Genomic DNA, 20,891 nt, shown 5'->3' with positions numbered 1-20,891 from the left:
GGCGGCGCCGTCGGTGTCGCCGTCGCTGTCAGCCGGCCGCAAGCCGGTTCTCCGCCCCCGCCGGAAACAGTCCCATGCGGTGCGCCACCGCCGCCGCCTCGCCCCGGCCCGAGACGCCGAGCTTGCTGAGGATGTTGGAGACGTGCACGCTCGCGGTCTTCGGTGAGATGAACAGCTCCTCGGCTATCTGGCGGTTGGTGCGGCCGGCCGCGACCAGACCGAGCACGTCCCGCTCCCGGCTGGTGAGGCCGAGCGCGGCGACCGGGTCGGTGGGGGCGGCTGTCTGCCGCGGGGCGCGGGTCAGGGGGAGGCGGGCGCGCTGGGCGAGCCGGGTGACGGCGTCGGCCAGGGGCCGGGCGCCGAGGTGGGCGGCGACCGCGGCGGCCAGCCGGAGCAGCTCCACCGCGCGGTCGCGTTCCGCGTCGCCACCCTCGGCCAGCAGCGCCCCGGCGAGGCGGTGGCGGACCCGGGCGAGGTCGTAGGGGCGGTCCAGACATTCGAAGGCGGTGACGACCGGGGACCAGGTGCCGGGGGTGTCCCGGCCCTCCGCGCGGAGCAGTTCGGCGCGGGTCCACTGGCCGTACGCCTGCCAGAGGGGGACCCCGGTGGTGAGCGTCCGTACGGCCGCGGAGATCTGGTCCAGGGTCTCGGCGCGGCCGGGCTGGGCGGCGGGCAGGGTGCGGGCGTCGGCCTCGGCGGTGGCGGCCGCCAGCAGCATCGGCCAGCCGTAGCGCTGGGTGCCGGGCGGGAACCCGGCGTCCAGGGCCTGGAGCAGTGCCGCGCGGACGTCGGCGATGCGTCCCTGCGCGGCGGCGACGCCGAGGGCGATGCGGGTCAGGGGCAGGGACTGCTGGGGCGTCGGGTCATGGGTGCCGTACGCGGAGCGGGCGGCGGCGAGTTGCCCGGCGGCCTCGGCGAGGTCGCCCCGGGCCAGGGCGAGATGGGCCAGGCGCTTGGCTCCGGCGCCCCGGGGCCTGGCGCTGTGGCCGACCCGGGCCGCGTGCGCGGCGGCCTCGGCGGCCTCCTCCCACCGGCCGAGCGAGTAGAGCGCGTCCGACAGGTTGCCCCACACCCATGCCTGGGAGTCCAGCAGCCCGTAGCGGCGGCAGAAGTCGATGCCCTCGCGCAGCAGGGGGACGGCCTCCCGGTCCCGGCCGACGCTCTGGAGCTTGGACGGCAGGTTCACATAGGCGCGGCCCGCCACATGGTGCATGCCCTCGGCCTCTGTGTCGGCCAGGACCTGACGCATCTGCGCGAGGCCGGCCTCCGGGTCGCCGGACTCCACCGTCAGGCCGCCGAGGGTGAGGCGGGCGTGCAGTTCGGTCTCGCGGGCGCCCACCATCCGCGCGTACTCCACGGCCCGCTCGGCGGCGGCGAGCGCCTCGGGTCCCGGCCGGTGCTGCATGGACCAGCTGGCGGCGACCGCCAGCACCTCCGCGTGCACCTCCGACGGCGGCAGGCCGCGCACCAGGTCCTGGGCGGTGGCCAGCTCCTGCCAGCCGTCGCCGCGACCCTGGGCCTGGACCAGCCGGGAGCGCTGCACCCAGAACCAGGCGGCGCGCAGGGGGTCCGCCTCCTCCTCCAGCAGGCGCAGGGCCCGCTTGGTGATCTTCAGGGCGCGTTCGCGTTCGCCGCCGAAGCGGCCCGCGACGGCCGCCTCGGCCATCAGGTCGAGGTAGCGCAGCGGGGTGGTGGCCGGGTCGCAGCCACAGGGGGGATAGACCTCGGCGTAGTCGACCGGGCGCAGGGCGGAGCGCACCTCCTCCGGGGCGCTGTCCCACAGCTCCATCGCCCGCTCCAGCAGCCCGAGTTGTTCGGTGTAGGCGTGCCGGCGGCGGGCGACGACGGCGGCGGCCAGGACGGTGGGCAGGGCCTTCGCGGCGTCGTGGGCGTGGTACCAGTAGCTGGCCAGGCGCATGACGCGGGCGTCGGCGGGGACGAGCGTCGGGTCGGCCTCCAGGGCCTCGGCGTAGCGGCGGTTGAGCCGGGAGCGTTCGCCGGGCAGCAGGTCGTCGGCGACGGCCTCGCGGACCAGGGAGTGCCGGAAGCGGTAGCCGTCGCCGGCCCGGGTGACGGTGAGGATGTTGGCGCCGACGGCGGCCCGCAGCGCCTCGATGAGGTCGTCCTCGGTGAACTGGGCCACGGCGGCGATCAGCGGGTACTCCACCGTGGAGCCGCCCTCGGCGACGATCCGGGCGACCCGCTGGGCGCTCTCGGGCAGTGCCTCGACCCGGACCAGGAGCAGATCGCGCAGGGAGTCGGTGAGGCCGGCGCACCTGCCCGTGCAGGCGGCGACGGCGAGTTCCTCGATGAAGAAGGCGTTGCCGTCGGAGCGTTCGTAGATCTCGTCGACCTGGGCGGGGTCGGGTTCGGCGGCGAGGATGCCGGCGATCTGGCGGCCGGCCTCCTCCCGGGTGAAGCGGGCGAGTTCGATACGGCGGACGGTGCGCAGCCGGTCCAGCTCGGCGAGCAGCGGGCGCAGCGGGTGGCGGCGGTGGATGTCGTCGGAGCGGTAGGTGGCCAGGACCAGGAGGCGGCCGGCGCGCAGGGTGCGGAAGAGGTAGGCGAGGAGGTGGCGGGTGGAGGCGTCGGCCCAGTGCAGGTCCTCCAGGACGAGCAGGACGGTGTGGTCGGCGGCGACCCGCTCCAGCAGCCGCGCGGTGAGCTCGAACAGGCGGGCCATGCCCTGCTCGTCGTGGCGGCCGGCGCCGGCCTCGCCGAGATCGGGCAGCAGCCGGGCCAGTTCCTCCTCCTGGCCCGCCGCCGCGGCGGCGAACTCCTCGGGCAGGGCGTCCCGCAGGGCGCGCAGCGCGGTGGAGAAGGGGGCGAACGGCAGCCCGTCGGCGCCGATCTCCATGCAGCCGCCGACGGCGACGACGGCACCCCGGCCGGTCGCGGCCGTGGCGAACTCCTCCACGAGACGGGTCTTGCCCACACCTGCCTCACCGCCGAGCAGCAGTGCCTGCGGCTCGGCCGCGGCGGCACGGGCGAGCGCATCGTTCAGCGTGTCCAACTCGTCGGTGCGGCCGACGAACACGGGACTGACGGACCTGGTCTCCACGGGCCCGAGCATCGCACGAGGCCGGGACAGCCCGGCACCGGTTTTCCACAGTTGCGGTGCGATGGTCGTACCGCCCGTCGGAACGGTGGCCGTCCGAGCCGTAGGAACGGACGAAGGGGTCGTACGACTCCGCCGGGAAGCCGTACGACCCTGGTCCGGTGAGCGGCCGACCCCCGTCCGGCCGCTCCGCGCCCCCGTGGTCACGCGGTGCGTGGCGACCGGTGCCGGCGGGGGCGGTCGGTATGCGGCTCGGCGACCGGGGTGCCGTGGCCGGCGGACTCGGCGCGGGCGGCTCGGCGGGAACGGACGGCCTCGCGGGCCAGGCGGGCCTGCTGGGCCGCGCGGCGCAGTTCGGCGGACCGGATGCGGTGGAGTTCGAGCTCGTACACGGTGGGGCCCTTCGGGAGAGACGAATGTCGTGCGTCGCTTTCCGCGACGCCTTTACTTTCGTCTCGCAGGGGGGTGTGCCACATCGGGAGAGTTCCGCATCTTCGGCCGGCCGGCGGGCCGTACGCGCGCGTAAGGGGGCCTTAGGGCGTCCGTGAGGTGCGCGCGGATTCCCTAAGGCCCCTGAGGGCGGCGGCTTCTCAGCCGGTGGAGGGCAGGCCGAGCAGCGCGTCGGAGTACTTCAGGACGGCCAGGACCAGGCCGATGACGCCGAGTGAGACGCCCGCCCAGGCGACCGACCTGATCCAGGCGGCCTGCGGGCGGCCGGGGGCGCCGAACGCGGGCCGGGCCAGTACGACCACACCGGTGACCAGCGCGGCCAGCGCGAACAGGCCGGCCCACAGCGCGGTGGTGTGCCAGGCGTCGCCGTAGACCTCCTTGATCTGCTGGGCGACGCTCGCGGTGGAGGACGTCCGGAGCTGGCCGACGAGCTGTTCGCGGGCGGATGCGACGGTGCCGATCCAGCCGCCGTTGAGCGAGACGAGGCCGAGCGCGGCGGAGACGACGGCGCCGGCGCCCTGGCCGGCACCGGCGGACGCCGTGTCCTCGCCTTCCTCTGCCGCGTCGCCTTCCTCGGCCGCGTCGCGAGCCTCGACCGCTTCGCCCGCCTCGCCCGCCTCAGCCGCGGCCTCCTCGGCGGGTGCCGCGTCGGCGGCCGCGTCGTCGGGGGTGCCGGCTGCCGCCGTCGTCTCGTCGTCCTTGCGCGCCCCGGGGCCGGCCTCGGTGCCGGCCGCGGCGCCTTCCGCTGTCTTCATTGCCATGCCCGGCACCGTACGGACGCTGTCTGAGAGGTCTCTTAATGATCGTTGTGCGGGGTACGCGCGCGTGCGGCACGCCACTCGGGCGCGAGCACTGCCCAGATCTCGGTGCTGATCCGCACCCCGTGGTGCGGATAGTTCTCACGGAGCACGCCCTCGCGGGTCATGCCGAGTCGCCGGGCCACGTTGATGCTGGGCTCGTTGGCCGAGGACACGCGCCACTCCACCCGGTGCATGCCGCGTTCCTCGAAGGCCCAGTCGAGCAGCACCCGCAGACCGCGCGTGACCAGCCCGCGTCCGGCCGCCGCCGGCTCCAGCCAGCAGCCGGCCTCGCAGACCCCGCTCGGGGTGTCCCAGACGCGGAACAGCAGGCCGCCGACGAGCTTGCCGTCCAGCCAGATGCCGTGCAGGCTGCCGGCGTCGGCGCCGCGCTTGTCGGCGTACGACTGCAGCCAGGCGTGGGCGCCGGCCAGATCGGACACCGCGTCGGCCAGCCCGATGTGCCGGCCGATGAACTCCCGTCCCCGGTCGATGTTGTCGAGGAGCTCTCCGGCGTGCCAGATCTCCAGGGGCCGCAGTTCGGCGCCGTCACCGAGCGATATCGCGTACATCGTGCCGCTCTTCCTTCCGCAGTTCGTCCAGCGGGACCCGGCCGAGCCTCTCATGCACGGCGCGGCACTCGGGCGGCTCGATGCTGATGTGCGGCAGCCGGCGTGCCAGCCAGGCGGGCAGCCACCAGTTGGCGGCGCCGAGCAGATGCATCAGGGCCGGAACGAGCAGCGTCCGCAGGACGAAGGCGTCGAGGGCGACGGCCGCGGCCAGCGCGAGGTCTGCCACGGACGTGCTCCCAGAAGATGATGTGTGCATCTTTGGCCGGAAACAATCGTCCATAAACGGAACAGCCCGCAGAGACCGCATGCGCGATCATAGAAAACTCTTTGACGGGAAAATGATCGTTTGCCATGTACGTGCGCTTCTTCGCAGCAGTGGGAGCGACATCACAGGACAGCTCGGCGAACTCTGTCGGGCCGCACGGGCACTTCAGTCGAACTGGTCTCCGAGTGCCATGACCATCGTCCCCACGATCAGCAGCCACAGGGCCCTGCGGGTACGGCCCTTGGAGCCGAGGACCGCCGCGAGAGCGCAGACGGCGGCGCCGAGAGCGTAGGCGACGGGGACCCGGGCCGGCGCGGAACCGGTGAGGCGCAGGAGGGAGGCGGCGAGCCCCGCGAGGCAGAGGAGCACTCCGGTGCCGGCCGCGGTCCAGCGGGCCCGGCGGGCGTCCCCGACGTGCTCCTCCCCGTCCTCGGCTATCGACGGTTCGGGGCCGGAATCGGTACGTCCACTCATGGCGGGCGAGCGTAGCGCCTCCGCCCGGAAACCGGGTGCGGGGCCCGCCCTGGGCTGCTAGGCATGGACGCTTGTGACCGAGACACCGCACACAGCCGACGCCCTGACCAGCCGCCTCACCCGCCCGCGCTACCCCCGCAGCAGCCGCTACGACGCCCGCTGGACCATCGAGAACCAGATGGGTCCGCACGCCCTGTGGCTGCTGGAGTGGCTGGCACCCGCGCTGCGGCTGGAGGATCTGCCCCCGCATGCCCGGGTGCTCGACCTCGGCTGCGGGCGCGCGATGACCTCCGTCTTCCTGGCCCGTGAGTACGGTGTCCAGGTCACCGCGGCCGACCTGTGGGTGAAGCCCGACGAGAACGCCGTCCGCATCGCGGAGGCGGGGGTGGCCGCGCAGGTGCTGCCCGTCCACATCGAGGCACACGATCTGCCGTTCGCCGAAGGCTCGTTCGATGCGATCGTGTCCGTCGACGCCTACCAGTACTTCGGCACGAACGACCTCTACCTGCCCTCCCTGACCCGGCTGCTGAAGCCGGGCGGGCGCATCGGGGTGGTGGTGCCGTCGGTGCGGGAGGAGATCGACGGGGTCGAGCCTCCGGAGCATCTCAAGGCCCACTGGGACCCGGGGTTCTGGGCCTTCCACTCCCCCGCCTGGTGGCACCGGAACTGGACCCGCACGGGCGCCGTGACCGTCGAGACCGCCGACTGGCTCGAGGACGGCTGGCACGACTGGCTGCTGTGGAGCGAGGTGTGCGCCGAGGAGAGCCCGAGCGAGTTCATGGCGGGCATGGCACGCGACTCGGTGCACCTGCTCCAGGCCGATCGGGGCCGGACCCTGGGCTTCACCCGGGTGGTCGGCCGACGCGGCTGACGCCCCGGCTGATGAAGCGGCCCCGAAGGCTGTGCCTTCGGGGCCGTGCGGGATCGCGCGCGGGGACTCAGCCCTCGCTCACACCCAGCTTCTCCAGGATCAGTTCCTTGACGCGGGCCGCGTCGGCCTGACCACGGGTGGCCTTCATGACCGCACCGACCAGGGCGCCGACCGCGGCCACCTTGCCACCGCGGATCTTGTCCGCGATGGCCGGGTTGCCGGCGATGGCCTCCTCGACGGCGGTGCCCAGCGCACCCTCGTCGGAGACGACCTTCAGACCGCGCTTGTCGACGACCTCGTCCGGGGTGCCCTCGCCCGCGAGGACGCCCTCGATGACCTGACGGGCCAGCTTGTCGTTCAGGTCACCCTTCGCGACCAGCTCGGTCACCCGGGCCACCTGCGCCGGCGTGATCGCCAGCTCGTCCAGCGCCTTGCCGGACTCGTTGGCGCTGCGCGCCAGTTCGCCCATCCACCACTTGCGGGCGGAGGCCGCGTCGGCACCGGCGTCGATCGTGGCGACGATCGGGTCCAGCGCACCGGCGTTGAGGATCGCCTGCATGTCGGTGGCGGAGATGCCCCACTCGGCCAGCAGCCGGGTACGGCGGGCCAGCGGCAGCTCGGGCAGGGCCGCGCGGATCTCCTCGACCCACTCGCGCGCGGGCGCGACCGGCACCAGGTCGGGCTCCGGGAAGTACCGGTAGTCCTCGGCCTCCTCCTTCACCCGGCCCGAGGTCGTGGAGCCGGTGTCCTCGTGGAAGTGGCGGGTCTCCTGGACGATGGTCCCGCCGCTGCCGAGGACGGCCGCGTGCCGCTGGATCTCGAAGCGGCAGGCGCGCTCGACGGAACGCAGCGAGTTGACGTTCTTCGTCTCGGAGCGCGTGCCGAACTTGTCGCTGCCCTTGGGCATCAGCGACAGGTTGACGTCACAGCGCATCTGGCCCATCTCCATGCGGGCCTCGGACACGCCGAGGGCACGGATGACCTCACGCAGCTCACGGACGTACGCCTTCGCCACCTCGGGGGCGCGCTCGCCGGCGCCGACGATCGGCTTGGTGACGATCTCGATCAGCGGGATGCCGGCGCGGTTGTAGTCCAGCAGGGAGTGGGACGCGCCGTGGATACGGCCGGTGGCGCCGCCGACGTGCGTCGACTTGCCGGTGTCCTCCTCCATGTGGGCGCGCTCGATCTCCACGCGGAAGACCTCGCCGTCCTCCAGCTGCACGTCGAGGTAGCCGTTGAAGGCGATCGGCTCGTCGTACTGGGAGGTCTGGAAGTTCTTCGGCATGTCCGGATAGAAGTAGTTCTTCCGGGCGAAGCGGCACCACTCGGCGATCTCGCAGTTCAGCGCGAGACCGATCTTGATCGCGGACTCGACGCCGGTCGCGTTGACGACCGGGAGCGCGCCGGGCATGCCGAGGCAGACGGGGCAGGTCTGGGTGTTCGGGTCGGCGCCGAGCGAGGTCGAGCAGCCGCAGAACATCTTGGTCTTGGTGCCGAGTTCGACATGGACCTCAAGGCCCATGACGGGGTCGTACGACGCCAGCGCGTCCTCGTACGACACCAGGTCGGTCGTGGTGGTCACGGTGAAAACTTCCCTCTCAGCCCAGCAGGACGTCGTCGTCGCCCAGCCGCTTCAGCTCGCGGTAGAGCATGGCGAGGCCGGTGACGATGCCGGCGGTGGTGACGACCGCGTCGACCAGCCGCAGCGTGTCGTTCTCGGCGCGGGCCTTCTTGATCTGCTTCATGGCGCCGACCGCGCCGAACGCGGTGGCGGCCATGGACAGGTACGTACCGGACTTGGACTTCTTGAAGCCCTTGGCCTTGGTCAGTGCGCTCACAGCGACGGAGCCTCCTCCAGCAGCGGGTGACCCCACTTTTCCACGAAGGCGGCCTCGACGGCGGCGCCCACCTTGTACAGCCGGTCGTCCTTCATCACCGGGGCGATGATCTGCAGACCGACCGGGAGGTTGTCCTCCGGGGCGAGACCGCAGGGCAGGGACATGGCCGCGTTGCCCGCCAGGTTGGTCGGGATGGTGCACAGGTCCGCGAGGTACATCGCCATCGGGTCGTCGGCACGCTCGCCGATCGGGAAGGCGGTGGTCGGGGTCGTCGGGGAGACGATCACGTCGACCTGCTCGAACGCCTTGTCGAAGTCCTGCTTGATGAGCGTACGGACCTTCTGCGCGGAGCCGTAGTACGCGTCGTAGTAGCCGGAGCTGAGCGCGTACGTGCCGAGCATGATGCGGCGCTTGACCTCGGGGCCGAAGCCCGCCTCACGGGTGAGGGAGGTGACCTCCTCGGCCGAGTGGCTGCCGTCGTCGCCGGCACGCAGGCCGTAGCGCAGGCCGTCGAAGCGGGCGAGGTTGGAGGAGCACTCGGACGGGGCGATCAGGTAGTACGCCGACAGGGCGAGGTCGAAGGACGGGCAGTCCAGCTCGACGATCTCGGCGCCCAGTTCCTTCAGCAACTCGACGGACTCGTCGAAGCGCTGGATGACACCGGCCTGGTAGCCCTCGCCGCGGAACTGCTTGACCACGCCGACGCGCATGCCCGCGACGCTGCCGTTGCGGGCGGCCTCGACCACCGGCGGGACCGGGGCGTCGATGGAGGTGGAGTCCAGCGGGTCGTGGCCGGCGATCACCTCGTGCAGCAGCGCCGCGTCCAGGACCGTACGGGCGCAGGGGCCGCCCTGGTCGAGGGAGGAGGAGAAGGCGACCATGCCGTACCGGGACACCGCGCCGTACGTCGGCTTCACGCCGACCGTGCCGGTGACGGCGGCCGGCTGGCGGATCGAGCCGCCGGTGTCGGTGCCGATGGCGAGCGGGGCCTGGAAGGCGGCGAGGGCGGCGCTCGAACCGCCGCCGGAGCCGCCGGGGATCTTGGTGAGGTCCCACGGGTTGCCGGTCGGGCCGTAGGCGCTGTTCTCGGTGGAGGACCCCATGGCGAACTCGTCCATGTTGGTCTTGCCGAGGATGACGACGTCGGCGGCCTTCAGCCGCTTGGTGAGCGTCGCGTCGTACGGCGGGATCCAGCCCTCGAGGATCTTCGAGCCGACGGTCGTGGGCACGCCCTCGGTGGTGAAGATGTCCTTGAGTGCGAGCGGGACGCCGGCCAGCGGGCCGAGCTTCTCGCCGCGCTCGCGCTTCTCGTCCACGGCGCGGGCCTGGGCGAGAGCGCCCTCGCGGTCGACGTGCAGGAAGGCGTGCACCTTCTCGTCGACGGCCTCGATCCGGGCGAGGTGGGCCTCGGTGACCTGGACGGCCGTCAGCTCGCCGGAGGCGATCTTCTCGGCGATCTGCGCCGCCGTGAGCTTGATGATGTTGCTGTCCGTCATGGTGGTCACTCCTCCCCCAGGATCTGCGGCACCTTGAAACGCTGCTGCTCCTGGGCGGGGGCGCCGGAGAGCGCCTGCTCGGGGGTGAGCGAGGGACGGACCTCGTCCGGCCGCATGACGTTCGTCAGCGGGAGCGGGTGCGAGGTCGGCGGTACGTCTTGGTCGGCGACCTCGCTGACGCGGGCGACCGCGCCGATGATGTCGTCAAGCTGTCCCGCGAAGTGGTCGAGTTCTTCGGGCTTCAGCTCCAGACGCGCCAGCCGGGCGAGGTGGGCGACCTCCTCGCGCGTGATGCCAGGCATGCAGCGATCCTCTGGGGTGAGTGTGTGTGGTTTGGGCCCAATCCTATGGGGCGGGCCCCGGTGCGCGTGAAACGGTTTCGCGCGGCCTGGGTCTCACCGGCACCGCGGGCCCCGCAGCGGCGCGGGGAACTGCGCGAGCAACCAGGGCGGACGCGCACCCGCCGACGCGGCCCGACGGCCCGGGCAGAGGGCCACCAGCCGGCCGAATGGAAGGGGCGGGCGGGCAGGTGGAAAGCTGTTCGGCGGGCGGGTGGTAAAGCTATTCCGCGGCCGGAAGCGCCGCAGGCGACCGCTGCCACCCCCGCGAACCGCGGGCCCGCAGCCACGCGGTCGTCTCCTCCGGAGGCATCGCCGCGGCCACCAGCCACCCCTGCACCGCGTCACAGCCCAGGTCGCGCAGCCGCTCCCAGGTCTCGTCGTCCTCCACGCCCTCGGCGACGACGAGGAGACCCAGCGAATGGGCCAGGTCGACGGTGCACCGAACGATCTCGGCGTCCTCGGCGTCGACGGCCAGCCGGGCCACGAAAGAGCGGTCGATCTTCAGCTCGCTGACCGGCAGCCGCCGCAGGTGCACCAGGGACGAGTACCCGGTGCCGAAGTCGTCCAGGGACATCTTCACGCCGTGGCCGGTGAGCCCGGCGAGGGTGTCGGCGGCCCGCTGCGGATCCTCCAGCAGCACGTGTTCCGTTATCTCCAGCTGAAGCGCTCCGGCGGGGACCCCGTGCCGGGCCAGCCGGGCGGCGACGGATCCGGCGAAGCCGGGTGTGTGGACATCGCGCGGGGAGACGTTGACGGCGACCGGGACCCGCAGGCCCTGCGCGCGCCACTTGGCGACCTGACCGAGCGCGGTCTCCAGCACGTACTCGGTGAGGTGGGGCATCAGCCCCGAGGACTCGGCTATCGCTATGAACTCGTCCGGCGGAACCTTCCCGCGCTCGGGATGCACCCAGCGGACCAGCGCCTCCAGGCCGGCGACCTGTCCGTCGAAGCGGACCTTGGGCTGGTAGTGGAGCTGCACCTCGTGCGCGTCCAGCGCCCGGCGCAGGTCGCCGAGCAGGCCGAGGCGGTCGGGGGTGTTGGAGTCCCGCTTGGACTCGTAGACCTCGACGCCCGTGCGGTCCCGCTTCGCCTGGTACATCGCGACGTCGGCGCGGCGCAGCAGTCCTTCGGCGTCGAGTGCGTGATCGGGGAAGACGGCGACGCCGGCGCTGGCCTCCAGGACGAGGGTGAGCCCGTCCAGGTCGAGCGGGGAGCTGAGGGCGGTGACGAGGCCGCGGGCGACGCGCGTGGCCGACGTGGTGGAGTCGGCGACGGGGAGTAAGACGGCGAACTCGTCACCGCCGAGCCGGGCGGCCTCGGCCCCGCGCGGCAGCGCGAGCCGCAGCCGGTCGGCTATCTGGAGCAGCAGCCGGTCGCCGGCCAGATGACCGAGAGTGTCGTTCACCGACCGGAAGCGATCGAGGTCGATCAGCATGAGCGCGGCGCGGGCGCCGATGCGGTCGGCGTCGTCCAGGGCGGTCCAGATCCGCTCCAGCAGCCACTGCCGGTTGGGCAACCCGGTCAGCGGGTCGCGCAGCTGCTCCTCGGCGCGGGCGCGGGCCATCCAGAGCGTGGAGTCCAGGGCGATGAGCGGGATGGCGAACAGCGGGAGCAGGATGGGCTGGGCGTCCGCGACGACGCACACCAGCGGCGCGATGCCGAGCAGCGCGACGGCGACCAGACCCTGTCTGACCAGGGCGGTGCGGGCGATGGTGGGCAGCCCGCCGCGCGGGGCGTGCAGGTACCACAGCAGGCCGCGGCTGACGGCGAGATAGGCGACGGCGACGAGGACCACCTCGGGCACGGTGGCGACGCTCCAGCTGTCGGGCCGCCAGGGCTCCTCGACGCTCGGGACCCGGCCGAACGCGCCCAGCAGCAGGGCGCCGACGCCGATGCCGAGGACGTCCACCGCGCCGTGCAGCACGCCCTGCCGCCAGCGGTGCCGGCGGGCGATGCCGACCAGGACGACGACGGTGAGGCTGACCAGGCCGGCGGGCACCCAGCCGTACAGCAGCAGGACGGCGAGGGTGAGGGCGGCACCCGAGCCGGTGCCGCCCCACCAGCGGGCGCGGCCCAGCATGACCAGGTGGCCGACGATGACGCCGGTGAGCAGGGCCAGTGCCCAGCCGACCGTGCCGCCGGGGAAGAGGGCGTGGTGGTGGGTGTAGGCGCGGTAGAAGCCGGCGCCGAGGGCGAGTCCGGCCGCGGCGACGACGGTCGCGGGCAGGGCCGGCCAGGGCAGGTTCCGTTCGGTGTCCGCGTCGGTCAGGCCGGGTGCGGGCTCGATGGCCGGCGGCAGGGGGGTGCGGGCCTCGACGGCGGTGCCCGGTCCGGCCGGACGCGGCTGCACGCCCGTCCGTCCGTCGGCCCGCCCGGTCCACCGGTTCCCCCGCCACGCGCCCGCGCGGCGGCGCAGGCGCAGCCATGAGTCCGGGGCGGCGCTCTCGGTCGGTTCCATTCCCGTCCCTCTCACAGCCGGCGGTGCCCACGCCACGCGGCCCGATGACCGACAACCATCAGCAGCTCCGCGTCGAAGAAACCTTCCCCGCACCTCTGCAGAGCACGGAGATGCCCCAGCCGCAGCTGGGCACGGCAGGCGCACACCTCAACAGTAGGCCGCGGAAGGCTTCCACGGGCAGCGGTCTCCGACGGTTGCCCGAATGCGCCCGGGCCACCCGTATGCATCTGATATGCGCCGATCGGGTGGCCTTCAACCGCTACTCCCCGGTCGGAAGCGCGACTTCGGCCGCTGCTTCGGGGCCGTGCTGCAAGAGAACGCCGAAACCGTCCTCCCCCAGAACCGGAACCTTCAGTTGCATGGCCTTGTCGTACTTCGATCCCGGGTTGTCACCCACAACGACGAACGAGGTCTTCTTCGAAACCGAACCGGTCACCTTCGCGCCCCGGCTCTGCAGCGCCTCCTTGGCGCCGTCCCGGGTGTAGTTCTCCAGCGTGCCGGTGACGACGACCGTGAGCCCCTCCAGCGGACGCGGCCCCTCGTCCTCGCCGGAGGACTGCTCCTCCAGCGGGACTCCCGCGGCCTTCCACTTGCGGACGATCTCACGGTGCCAGTCCTCGGCGAACCACTCCTTGAGCGCGGCGGCGATGATCGGGCCCACACCGTCGGTGGCCGCCAGATCCTGCTCGGTCGCCTGCTCGATGCGGTCGATGGAGCGGAACTCGCGGGCGAGGGCCTGCGCGGCCACCGGCCCCACATGCCGGATGGACAGCCCGTTCAGGAAGCGGGCCAGCGGACGGGACTTGGCCGCCTCGATGTTCGCCAGCAGGGCGAGGGTGTTCTTCTTCGGCTCGCCCTTCTGGTTGGCGAAGACCGTGACGACCTTCTCCTCGCCGGTCTTGGGGTCACGCTTGGGCAGGCCGCTGTCCGGGTCGAGGACGTACGCCTTGATGGGCAGCAGCTTCTCCACCGTCAGGTCGAACAGGTCGCCCTCGTCGACCAGCGGCGGATCGGCCGGCTCCAGCGGACGGGTGAGCGCGGCGGCGGCCACCCCGCCGAAGTGCTCGATGTCCAGGCACTCACGGCCCGCCAGATACGACACTCGCTCCCGCAACTGGGCCGGGCAGGTACGGGCGTTCGGGCAGCGGAGGTCGATGTCGCCCTCCTTCATGGGCCGCAGCGGCGTCCCGCACTCGGGGCACTCGCCCGGCATCACGAACTCCCGCTCGCTGCCGTCCCGCAGGTCGACCACCGGGCCGAGGATCTCCGGAATGACGTCACCGGCCTTGCGGATGACGACGGTGTCACCGATGAGGACGCCCTTGGCCTTGACGACCTCCTGGTTGTGCAGGGTGGCGAACTCCACCTCGCTGCCCGCGACCGTGACCGGCTCGACCTGGGCGTACGGCGTGACCCGGCCGGTGCGGCCGACGCCCACCTTGATGTCGATGAGCTTGGTGTTGACCTCTTCCGGCGCGTACTTGTAGGCGATCGCCCAGCGGGGAGCCCGCGCGGTGGAGCCGAGCCGCCCCTGGAGGCGGATCTCGTCCAGCTTCACCACGACACCGTCGATCTCGTGCTCCACGGAGTGGCGGTTCTCGCCGTAGTGCGCGATGAACTCCCGTACGCCGTCGAGGCCGTCGACCACGCGGTTGTGCCGGGAGGTGGGCAGGCCCCAGGTCTTGAGCAGGTCGTACGCCTGGGAGAGGCGGGTCATGCCCGTGAAGCCCTCCAGGGCGCCGATGCCGTGGACCACCATGTGCAGCGGGCGGGTGGCGGTGACCCGCGGGTCCTTCTGGCGCAGCGAACCGGCGGCCGCGTTGCGGGGGTTGGCGAAGGGCTTGTCGCCGGCCGCGACCAGGCGTTCGTTCAGCTCCAGGAACTTCTCCATCGGGAAGTAGACCTCGCCGCGGATCTCCACCAGGTCGGGCACCTTGTCGCCCGCGAGGCGGTCCGGGATCTCCGCGATCGTGCGGACGTTCGGCGTGATGTCCTCGCCGGTGCGGCCGTCGCCACGGGTGGCCGCGCGCGTGAGACGGCCGTTCTCGTACGTGAGGTTGACCGCCAGGCCGTCCACCTTCAGCTCGCACAGGAAGTGGTACTCCTGGTCGCCCAGTTCCTTGGCGATGCGGTCGGACCAGGCGGCCAGCTCGTCGTCGTTGAAGGTGTTGTCCAGCGACAGCATCCGCTGGCGGTGCTCGACCGCGGTGAACTCCGTCGCGTACGACCCCGCGACCTTCTGGGTCGGCGAGTCCGGGGTGCGCAGCTCCGGATACTCCCCCTCCAGGGCCTCCAGAGACTTCAGGAGCTTGTCGAACTCCGCGTCGCTGATGACCGGAGCGTCCTTCACGTAGTACCGGAAGCGGTGCTCCTCGACCTGCTCCGCCAGCTGCGCGTGCTTGTCGCGGGCCTCGGCGGGCACCGCCGTCGTCTCCGCCTGCTTGTCGCCGGCCACCGTGTTGTCCTCCCGTTACTCTGGGTTGTCCGCGAGGGATCTCGCCGCCCGGACGCAGTGGGCGAGCGCCTGGCGCGCATAGGCGGGAGAGGCCCCCGCCAGACCGCACGCCGGGGTGACCGTGACCGCCTCCGTGAGCAACCCCGGATGCAGCCCCAGCCTGCGCCACAGCGTCCTGACACCCATGACGCTACCGGCAGGGTCTGACAACGGGCCGTCCGTGCCCGGGACGACACCGGCGAACAGCCGGGTGCCGGCCTCGACGGCCTCGCCGATCACCTCGTCGTCACGCTCGGTGAGGAGCGAGAAGTCGAAGGAGACGGCGGTGGCACCGGCCCTGCGCAACAGGGCGAAGGGCACGTCCGGCGCGCAGGAGTGCACGACCACGGGTCCGCCACCGTGCGCGCCGACGACGTCCCGCAGCGTCGCCTCCACGATCTGCCGGTCCACGGCGCGGTGCGTGCGGTAGCCGCTGGCGGACTTCACCTGCCCGCGCAGGACGGCGGTGAGGGAGGGTTCGTCGAGCTGCAGCACGAGCCGGGCGCCGGGCACGCGGCGCTGCACCTCGGCGAGGTGCAGGCGCAGGCCCTCTCCCAGGGAGGCGGCGAGGTCGCGGCACGCGCCCGGGTCGGACAGGGCGGCCTCGCCGTTCCTCAGCTCCAGGGCGGCGGCCAGCGTCCACGGCCCGACGGCCTGCACCTTCAGATCGCCCTCGTAGTCCTGGGTGAACTCCTCCAGGGCGTCCAGGTCCTGGCCCAGCCAGGACCGCGCCCGCCTGGTGTCCCGGCCGGGCCGGTCCCCGATCCGCCAGCCGCTGGGCTCCACGCGCGCGTACAGCTCGACCAGCATCCCGGCGGTACGGCCGATCATGTCGGCGCCGGGTCCGCGCGCGGGCAGCTCGGCGAGGAACGGGAAGTCCTCGAAGCTGCCGGTGACGGTCTTGGCCGCTTCCCTCGCGTCCCCGCCGGGCAGGGAACCGACGCCGGTGGCCCCCCGGAACCTGAACTGGCTGTTTTCGCTCACCAGGGAAGCGTAAGCCCCGGCCGGGGCCGGTCGGCCGGCCGGTGTATCACCGCGGTCTAGCGGCTGTACAGCTGGGGGAAGCCGGTGCTGCGCATGCGTTCCAGATCGCTGTCGAGGCCGGTTCGGACGTACTCCGGGAACTCGTGGAACGGGCGGAAGGCGATCGGCCGGAAGTACGCGGCTTCGCGGGTCTCCCGTGGCCTCTGCCGGATCGCGCTCATGTGCTGAGCCAGGTCCCACGGCCGGGCGAACCACAGGCCCACCCCCTCGTAGCGCTCGGTGGGTGCGTGCGCTCGCCCGATGACCTGGGCATGGATGAGGAAGACCGGGGCGTTCAGACTGCCGGCCGCGGCCGCGATGTCGTCGCAGTCGGTCGTGTCGAGTTGGAACGTGCTCATGGGGGCCCCGATCCCGCCGTGCGGCAGGGCGCTGCGGCCGCTCTTCAGTTCCAGGCCCAGCACGGGCTCCCCGGTGGGACGACTGGCCACGAAGTCCGCGCTCGCCACGCGGTCGGCGTCCGAGCGCTTTCCCCTGGGCCGCAGTTCGACGGGATCGGTCTCACTCAGTGTGAGGACGGGTTCCTCGCCGAAGACCGCCGCCCAGGAGGCCGCCACGAACCGGGCCGAGGCCATGCCGCGCCCTATGGACCTCATCACCCGGTCACAGGTGCCGCAGAGGAACCACTGGGTGAGGCGGACCCCGGCCAGGACGTTGCAGTGGCCGCAGTAGCCCTCGATGCGCTCGCCCGACACCCAGACAGGAGGGCGGTCGCCGAAGGAGCGGGACCGGTACGCGTCACGGCACTCCCCGCACAGGAAGTACGAGCGCAACTCGGCGTCCCGGGCGGGCTCCGAGTGCCGGGCGCACTCGTAGGCGGCGTACGGGTCTGGCGCGAGCGACAGGCCCGCCCCCGCGAGCCGCTCGACTGTCTCCGTCACGGTGGTCGGGCCGATGCCGCTCAGCGCCCCGAGCTCACGCTCGTTCAGCGCGAGCAACTCGTCGATCCCCGGCACTCCCGCCCGGGCCAGCCTCTTGCGGAGCGCAGGTCCGAGTTCGACGCGCTCCTCCCCCCACAGCACGGCCGTTCCTCCCCCGTCCGATCATGCGAAGCCCTCAAGGTAACAGCACGTCCGGCCTGCCCGGCCGGCCTGCCGACGGGCGGTAGGCCGATCACGTTCCCCGCCGGGAGGTCACCGCCCCGGCCGTACCGTCAGGTCGTTGACCTCCGCGTCCCTCGGCAGGTCCAGGGCCATCAGGATCGTCGTGGCCACCGACTCGGGGGCGATCCACTTCGACTCGTCGTACTCCTTGCCCTCCTGCTGGTGGACCTTGGCCTGCATGGGGCTGGCGGTGCGGCCCGGGTAGACGGAGGTGACGCGGACGCCGGCCGCGTGCTCCTCCTGGCGCAGCGAGTCGGCGAGAGCCTTCAGGCCGTGCTTGGAGGCCGCGTAGGCGGACCAGCCGGCGTGGGCGCTGAGACCGGCGCCGGAGTTGACGAAGATCACATGGCCGCGGGCCGCCCGCAGCTGCGGAAGGAAGTGCCGGGTCAGCTCGGCCGGTGCGATGAGATTGACGTTGAGCTGGTGGCGCCAGGACTTCGGGGTCAGGTCGCCGACGTCGCCGAGGTCGACGACACCGGCGATGTGCAGCAGGGAGTCCACGCGGTCGGGCAGCGTCTGGTGGGAGAACGCCCAGGACAGCTTGTCGGGGTCCGCGAGGTCGCCGACCAGGGTGCGCGCGCCGGGGAACTCGGCCGCCAGTTCCTTCGCGCGGCCCGCGTCGCGCGCGTGCAGCACGACGTCGTCCCCGCGCGCGTGCAGCCGGCGGGCCACGGCCGCGCCGATGCCGGAACCGGCCCCGGTGATCACATGAGTAGCCATGCCCGCCATGCTCGCATCACCGGACGCCCAGCTGCTCCTCCAGGTAGGCCAGCGCCCCGACCGGCTCGTCCGCGAAGAAGACCAGTTCGGCCAGCGGGCGGGGCAGGAAGCCCTCGGCCTCCATCCGGAGGAACTGCTCGCGCAGGCCGTCGTAGAAGCCCGCCGTGTTCAGCAGCACGACCGGCTTCTCGGTGCGGCCGTGCTTCTTCAGCTCCAGGATCTCGGTGGCCTCGTCCAGCGTGCCCGTGCCGCCCACCATGATCACCACGGCGTCGGCCCTCTCCAGCAGCAGCTTCTTGCGCTCGGCGAGGTCGGCCGCGATGACCATCTCGTCGGCACCGGGGCGGGCCTTGTTCGCCAGGAACTCCACGGAGACGCCCAGCAGCCTGCCGCCCGCCTCGTGCACACCGTCGGCGACCACCTTCATCAGACCGACGTCGGAGCCGCCCCAGACCAGGGTGTGGCCGGCCTTCCCGATCAGTTCCGCGAACTCGCGCGCGGGGCGCGTGTAACGCTCGTCGAGGTCGGCGGCGGACAGGAAGACGCAGATGTTCATGGCCTCCACCGTACGGTCCCCGCGCCGGGCGGGAAGAAGCGCGGCCCGTCCGGTGCTGACCCGACATGACCCGAGGACACACGATCACGATCGAGAAGAGCGAGCGGCACGTGCGCGTGGTGCACGGCGACCTGGTGCTCGCGGAGACCGACCGCCCCCTGGAACTGCGCGAGACGGGCTGTCCGGTGCGGTACTACATCCCCGCCGAGGACGTACGCCTGGATCTGCTGACGCCCTCCGACACGCACACCGTCTGCCCCTTCAAGGGCACGGCGTCCTACTGGTCGCTGCCGGACGCGCCCGATCTCGTCTGGGCCTATCCGGATCCCGAGCCCGGCGTGACCGAGATCAAGGACCACTACTGCTTCTACGAAGCCGACGTGTCGTGACCGGCGAGTGCCGTGCCGTGCGGCAGTCTGCACGGCCATGGACAAGAAGACGACTTCCCGGGACGGAACCTCTCTCGCGTACCGAGTGACCGGCCAGGGGCCCACGGTGATCCTGGTGAGCGGCGCGATGTCCACCGGCGGCACCGTGGCACCCCTGGCCCAGCGCCTCGCGGACCGCTGCACGGCGGTCGTCTACGACCGCCGGGGCCGCGGCGAGAGCGGGGACACGGCGCCCTACGCGGTCGAGCGTGAGATCGAGGACCTGGCCGCGCTGCTCGACGCGGTGGGCGGCGACGCGGCGCTGTTCGGGGTCTCCTCGGGCGGCGCGCTGGTCCTGCGGGCGGCGGCGGGCGGGCTGCCGGTCCGCCGTGCGGCGGTGTACGAGGTTCCGTACGCCGACCACCTGGAGGGCGGCACCACGCGGGAGGCCACGTACAAGCAGCAGCTGAACAAGGCGCTGGCGGAGGGCCGGCGCGGGGACGCGGTGGAGCTGTTCCTGCGCCTGACGGGCCTGGGCGAGGAGATGATCCGGGGCGCCCGCCAGTCGCCGATGTGGGCCGGCATGGAGGCCGTCGCGCCCAGCCTCGCCTACGACGACACGGTCATGGGCGACGGCCTGCTCCCCCGGGACCGGCTCGCCGCGATCCCCGTGCCCGTGCTCGCGGTCGCGGGCGGCGCGAGCCCGGAGTGGATGCGCACGGCGTCCCGCGAGATCGCGGAGACCGTGCCCGAGGGCAGCTACCGGGTCCTGGAGGGCCAGACCCACATGGTGGAGCCGGACGTCCTGGGGCCGGTGCTGGCGGAGTTCCTCACCGCGTAGGAGCGCCGGGCGCGCTCAGACGGCCGCCGCGGTCGCGCGCGTGGTGGACGCGATCGTCGCCGAGCCCACCACGCGCGTGCCGTCGTACAGCACGATCGCCTGGCCGGGGGCGACTCCGCGGACCGGCTCGGTGAAGGTCACGCGCAGTTCGCCGTCGATCAGCTCGGCGGTGACCTCGGTCTCGCCGCCGTGGGCGCGCAGCTGGGCGGTGTAGCTGCCGGGGCCGGTGGGGGCGGCGCCGCACCAGCGCGGCTTGATCGCGGTGAGGGCGGTGACGTCCAGGGCGGCGGCCGGGCCGACGGTGACCGTGTTGTTCACCGGGGAGATGTCGAGGACGTAGCGCGGCTTGCCGTCCGGGGCCGGGGTCCCGATCCTGAGCCCCTTGCGCTGGCCGATCGTGAAGCCGTACGCGCCCTCGTGCGTGCCCAGCTTGGCGCCGGACTCGTCCACGATGTCGCCCTCGGCCTTGCCGAGTCGCCGGGCCAGGAAGCCCTGGGTGTCGCCGTCGGCGATGAAGCAGATGTCGTGCGAGTCGGGCTTCTTGGCCACGGCCAGGCCGCGGTGCTCGGCCTCCGCGCGGATCTCGTCCTTGGTGGTGATCGTGTCGCCGAGCGGGAACAGCGCGTGCGCGAGCTGCTTCTCGTCCAGCACACCCAGCACGTACGACTGGTCCTTCGCCATGTCGGAGGCCCGGTGCAGCTCGCGGGAGCCGTCCGCGTTCACGATCACCTTGGCGTAGTGGCCGGTGCAGACGGCGTCGAAGCCGAGGGCCAGCGCCTTGTCCAGCAGCGCGGCGAACTTGATCTTCTCGTTGCAGCGCAGGCACGGGTTCGGGGTGCGGCCGGCCTCGTACTCGGCGATGAAGTCCTCGACCACGTCCTCGCGGAAGCGGTCGGCGAGGTCCCACACGTAGAACGGGATGCCGATGACGTCGGCCGCGCGGCGGGCGTCACGCGAGTCCTCGATGGTGCAACAGCCCCGCGCGCCGGTACGGAAGGACTGCGGGTTCGCGGAGAGCGCGAGGTGGACGCCGGTGACGTCGTGGCCTGCTTCCGCGGCGCGCGCGGCGGCGACGGCGGAGTCGACTCCGCCGGACATGGCGGCGAGGACGCGGAGGGGGCGGGTGCGCTGCGGGGTGTCAGTCATAG

General features: G+C 72.5%; 19 protein-coding genes and 1 pseudogene. 3 read left to right on the top strand and 17 right to left on the bottom strand.

The features are described 5' to 3' along the window. Positions 1 to 28: 28 nt before the first annotated feature. From ACZ7DL_RS29905 to ACZ7DL_RS29880, 6 genes and pseudogenes are all read right to left on the bottom strand, one after another. The gene (locus ACZ7DL_RS29905; protein ID WP_470778823.1) at positions 29 to 3,073 is read right to left on the bottom strand and encodes a helix-turn-helix transcriptional regulator; all 3,045 of its coding nucleotides are present in this window, start codon (positions 3,071 to 3,073) and stop codon (positions 29 to 31) included. A 188-nt stretch (positions 3,074 to 3,261) separates the two neighbouring features. Continuing rightward, positions 3,262 to 3,450 carry a hypothetical protein gene (locus tag ACZ7DL_RS29900; RefSeq protein ID WP_470778821.1) on the bottom strand — a complete coding sequence of 63 codons (189 nt, stop codon included), beginning with the start codon at positions 3,448 to 3,450 and terminating at the stop codon, positions 3,262 to 3,264. A gap of 198 nt (positions 3,451 to 3,648) precedes the next feature. After that, complete coding sequence (locus ACZ7DL_RS29895) at positions 3,649 to 4,269, bottom strand: hypothetical protein (RefSeq protein ID WP_470778819.1); 621 nt, start codon at positions 4,267 to 4,269, stop codon at positions 3,649 to 3,651. Positions 4,270 to 4,304: 35 nt separating this feature from the next. After that, positions 4,305 to 4,877: a GNAT family N-acetyltransferase gene (locus ACZ7DL_RS29890; RefSeq protein WP_470778817.1), complete on the bottom strand. Its 573-nt coding sequence runs from the start codon at positions 4,875 to 4,877 to the stop codon at positions 4,305 to 4,307. After that, positions 4,855 to 5,094, bottom strand: a pseudogene (locus ACZ7DL_RS29885) (MMPL family transporter); the annotation flags it as partial. The gene ACZ7DL_RS29890 and the pseudogene ACZ7DL_RS29885, both read right to left, overlap by 23 nt. A gap of 213 nt (positions 5,095 to 5,307) precedes the next feature. Further along, positions 5,308 to 5,616 carry a hypothetical protein gene (locus ACZ7DL_RS29880; RefSeq protein WP_470778815.1) on the bottom strand — a complete coding sequence of 103 codons (309 nt, stop codon included), beginning with the start codon at positions 5,614 to 5,616 and terminating at the stop codon, positions 5,308 to 5,310. A gap of 73 nt (positions 5,617 to 5,689) precedes the next feature. Between ACZ7DL_RS29880 and ACZ7DL_RS29875 the strand changes: the two genes are divergently transcribed. Next, on the top strand, positions 5,690 to 6,487 hold the full coding sequence (locus ACZ7DL_RS29875; RefSeq protein ID WP_470778814.1) for an SAM-dependent methyltransferase: 798 nt from the start codon (positions 5,690 to 5,692) through the stop codon (positions 6,485 to 6,487). A 67-nt stretch (positions 6,488 to 6,554) separates the two neighbouring features. On the opposite strand, the gene gatB is transcribed toward ACZ7DL_RS29875, so the two are convergent. The 10 genes from gatB to ACZ7DL_RS29825 all read right to left on the bottom strand — a co-directional run bounded on the left by gatB (position 6,555) and on the right by ACZ7DL_RS29825 (position 18,534). Continuing rightward, positions 6,555 to 8,069 (bottom strand): Asp-tRNA(Asn)/Glu-tRNA(Gln) amidotransferase subunit GatB, encoded by a 1,515-nt coding sequence (gene gatB, locus ACZ7DL_RS29870; RefSeq protein WP_470778812.1) that lies wholly within the window; start codon positions 8,067 to 8,069, stop codon positions 6,555 to 6,557. A gap of 16 nt (positions 8,070 to 8,085) precedes the next feature. After that, on the bottom strand, positions 8,086 to 8,325 hold the full coding sequence (locus tag ACZ7DL_RS29865; RefSeq protein WP_470778811.1) for a hypothetical protein: 240 nt from the start codon (positions 8,323 to 8,325) through the stop codon (positions 8,086 to 8,088). Beyond that, on the bottom strand, positions 8,322 to 9,821 hold the full coding sequence (gatA, locus tag ACZ7DL_RS29860) for an Asp-tRNA(Asn)/Glu-tRNA(Gln) amidotransferase subunit GatA (protein ID WP_470778809.1): 1,500 nt from the start codon (positions 9,819 to 9,821) through the stop codon (positions 8,322 to 8,324). Before gatA ends, ACZ7DL_RS29865 begins: the two co-directional genes overlap by 4 nt. A 5-nt stretch (positions 9,822 to 9,826) precedes the next feature. Next, entirely contained in the window at positions 9,827 to 10,123 is a 297-nt protein-coding gene (gatC, locus tag ACZ7DL_RS29855; protein WP_004925108.1) for an Asp-tRNA(Asn)/Glu-tRNA(Gln) amidotransferase subunit GatC, read from the bottom strand. Positions 10,124 to 10,382: 259 nt separating this feature from the next. After that, positions 10,383 to 12,620, bottom strand: a complete 2,238-nt coding sequence (locus tag ACZ7DL_RS29850; protein WP_470778807.1) for a putative bifunctional diguanylate cyclase/phosphodiesterase — start codon at positions 12,618 to 12,620, stop codon at positions 10,383 to 10,385. 259 nt (positions 12,621 to 12,879) lie between these two features. Beyond that, the gene (gene ligA / locus ACZ7DL_RS29845) at positions 12,880 to 15,075 is read right to left on the bottom strand and encodes an NAD-dependent DNA ligase LigA (protein WP_470778805.1); all 2,196 of its coding nucleotides are present in this window, start codon (positions 15,073 to 15,075) and stop codon (positions 12,880 to 12,882) included. A gap of 15 nt (positions 15,076 to 15,090) precedes the next feature. Continuing rightward, a complete protein-coding gene (locus ACZ7DL_RS29840) occupies positions 15,091 to 16,098 on the bottom strand; it encodes a methionine synthase (protein WP_470778804.1) in 1,008 nt (335 codons plus the stop codon). A gap of 56 nt (positions 16,099 to 16,154) precedes the next feature. Then, positions 16,155 to 17,177, bottom strand: a complete 1,023-nt coding sequence (locus ACZ7DL_RS29835) for a helix-hairpin-helix domain-containing protein (RefSeq protein ID WP_470778802.1) — start codon at positions 17,175 to 17,177, stop codon at positions 16,155 to 16,157. A 111-nt stretch (positions 17,178 to 17,288) separates the two neighbouring features. Further along, on the bottom strand, positions 17,289 to 17,987 hold the full coding sequence (locus ACZ7DL_RS29830) for an SDR family oxidoreductase (protein WP_470778800.1): 699 nt from the start codon (positions 17,985 to 17,987) through the stop codon (positions 17,289 to 17,291). A 7-nt stretch (positions 17,988 to 17,994) separates the two neighbouring features. After that, a complete protein-coding gene (locus ACZ7DL_RS29825; protein WP_470778799.1) occupies positions 17,995 to 18,534 on the bottom strand; it encodes an LOG family protein in 540 nt (179 codons plus the stop codon). Between the two features lie 65 nt (positions 18,535 to 18,599). Here ACZ7DL_RS29825 and ACZ7DL_RS29820 point away from each other — a divergent pair, with 65 nt between their 5' ends. Together ACZ7DL_RS29820 and ACZ7DL_RS29815 are read left to right on the top strand one after the other, a co-directional pair. Then, the gene (locus ACZ7DL_RS29820) at positions 18,600 to 18,923 is read left to right on the top strand and encodes a DUF427 domain-containing protein (RefSeq protein WP_470778797.1); all 324 of its coding nucleotides are present in this window, start codon (positions 18,600 to 18,602) and stop codon (positions 18,921 to 18,923) included. A gap of 37 nt (positions 18,924 to 18,960) precedes the next feature. After that, positions 18,961 to 19,743, top strand: a complete 783-nt coding sequence (locus ACZ7DL_RS29815; protein ID WP_470778794.1) for an alpha/beta fold hydrolase — start codon at positions 18,961 to 18,963, stop codon at positions 19,741 to 19,743. A 15-nt stretch (positions 19,744 to 19,758) separates the two neighbouring features. Here the strand turns inward: ACZ7DL_RS29815 and mnmA are convergent, their stop codons facing one another. Continuing rightward, positions 19,759 to 20,889 (bottom strand): tRNA 2-thiouridine(34) synthase MnmA, encoded by a 1,131-nt coding sequence (mnmA, locus tag ACZ7DL_RS29810; protein WP_470778793.1) that lies wholly within the window; start codon positions 20,887 to 20,889, stop codon positions 19,759 to 19,761. Positions 20,890 to 20,891: the final 2 nt, after the last annotated feature.

This window comes from Streptomyces sp. NPDC036984 (assembly GCF_055607665.1).
The sequence above is the reverse complement of the archived record's forward strand: the minus strand, read 5'-3'. Positions and strand labels throughout refer to the sequence as shown.

Coding starts and splice junctions, on each gene's coding strand:
- ACZ7DL_RS29905 (WP_470778823.1), bottom strand. CDS start 3,073: ATGCTCGGGCCCGTGGAGACCAGGTCCGTCAGTCCCGTGTTCGTCGGC.
- ACZ7DL_RS29895 (WP_470778819.1), bottom strand. CDS start 4,269: ATGGCAATGAAGACAGCGGAAGGCGCCGCGGCCGGCACCGAGGCCGGC.
- ACZ7DL_RS29890 (WP_470778817.1), bottom strand. CDS start 4,877: ATGTACGCGATATCGCTCGGTGACGGCGCCGAACTGCGGCCCCTGGAG.
- ACZ7DL_RS29880 (WP_470778815.1), bottom strand. CDS start 5,616: ATGAGTGGACGTACCGATTCCGGCCCCGAACCGTCGATAGCCGAGGAC.
- gatA (WP_470778809.1), bottom strand. CDS start 9,821: ATGACGGACAGCAACATCATCAAGCTCACGGCGGCGCAGATCGCCGAG.
- gatC (WP_004925108.1), bottom strand. CDS start 10,123: ATGCCTGGCATCACGCGCGAGGAGGTCGCCCACCTCGCCCGGCTGGCG.
- ACZ7DL_RS29850 (WP_470778807.1), bottom strand. CDS start 12,620: ATGGAACCGACCGAGAGCGCCGCCCCGGACTCATGGCTGCGCCTGCGC.
- ACZ7DL_RS29830 (WP_470778800.1), bottom strand. CDS start 17,987: ATGGCGGGCATGGCTACTCATGTGATCACCGGGGCCGGTTCCGGCATC.
- ACZ7DL_RS29825 (WP_470778799.1), bottom strand. CDS start 18,534: ATGAACATCTGCGTCTTCCTGTCCGCCGCCGACCTCGACGAGCGTTAC.
- ACZ7DL_RS29820 (WP_470778797.1), top strand. CDS start 18,600: ATGACCCGAGGACACACGATCACGATCGAGAAGAGCGAGCGGCACGTG.
- ACZ7DL_RS29815 (WP_470778794.1), top strand. CDS start 18,961: ATGGACAAGAAGACGACTTCCCGGGACGGAACCTCTCTCGCGTACCGA.
- mnmA (WP_470778793.1), bottom strand. CDS start 20,889: ATGACTGACACCCCGCAGCGCACCCGCCCCCTCCGCGTCCTCGCCGCC.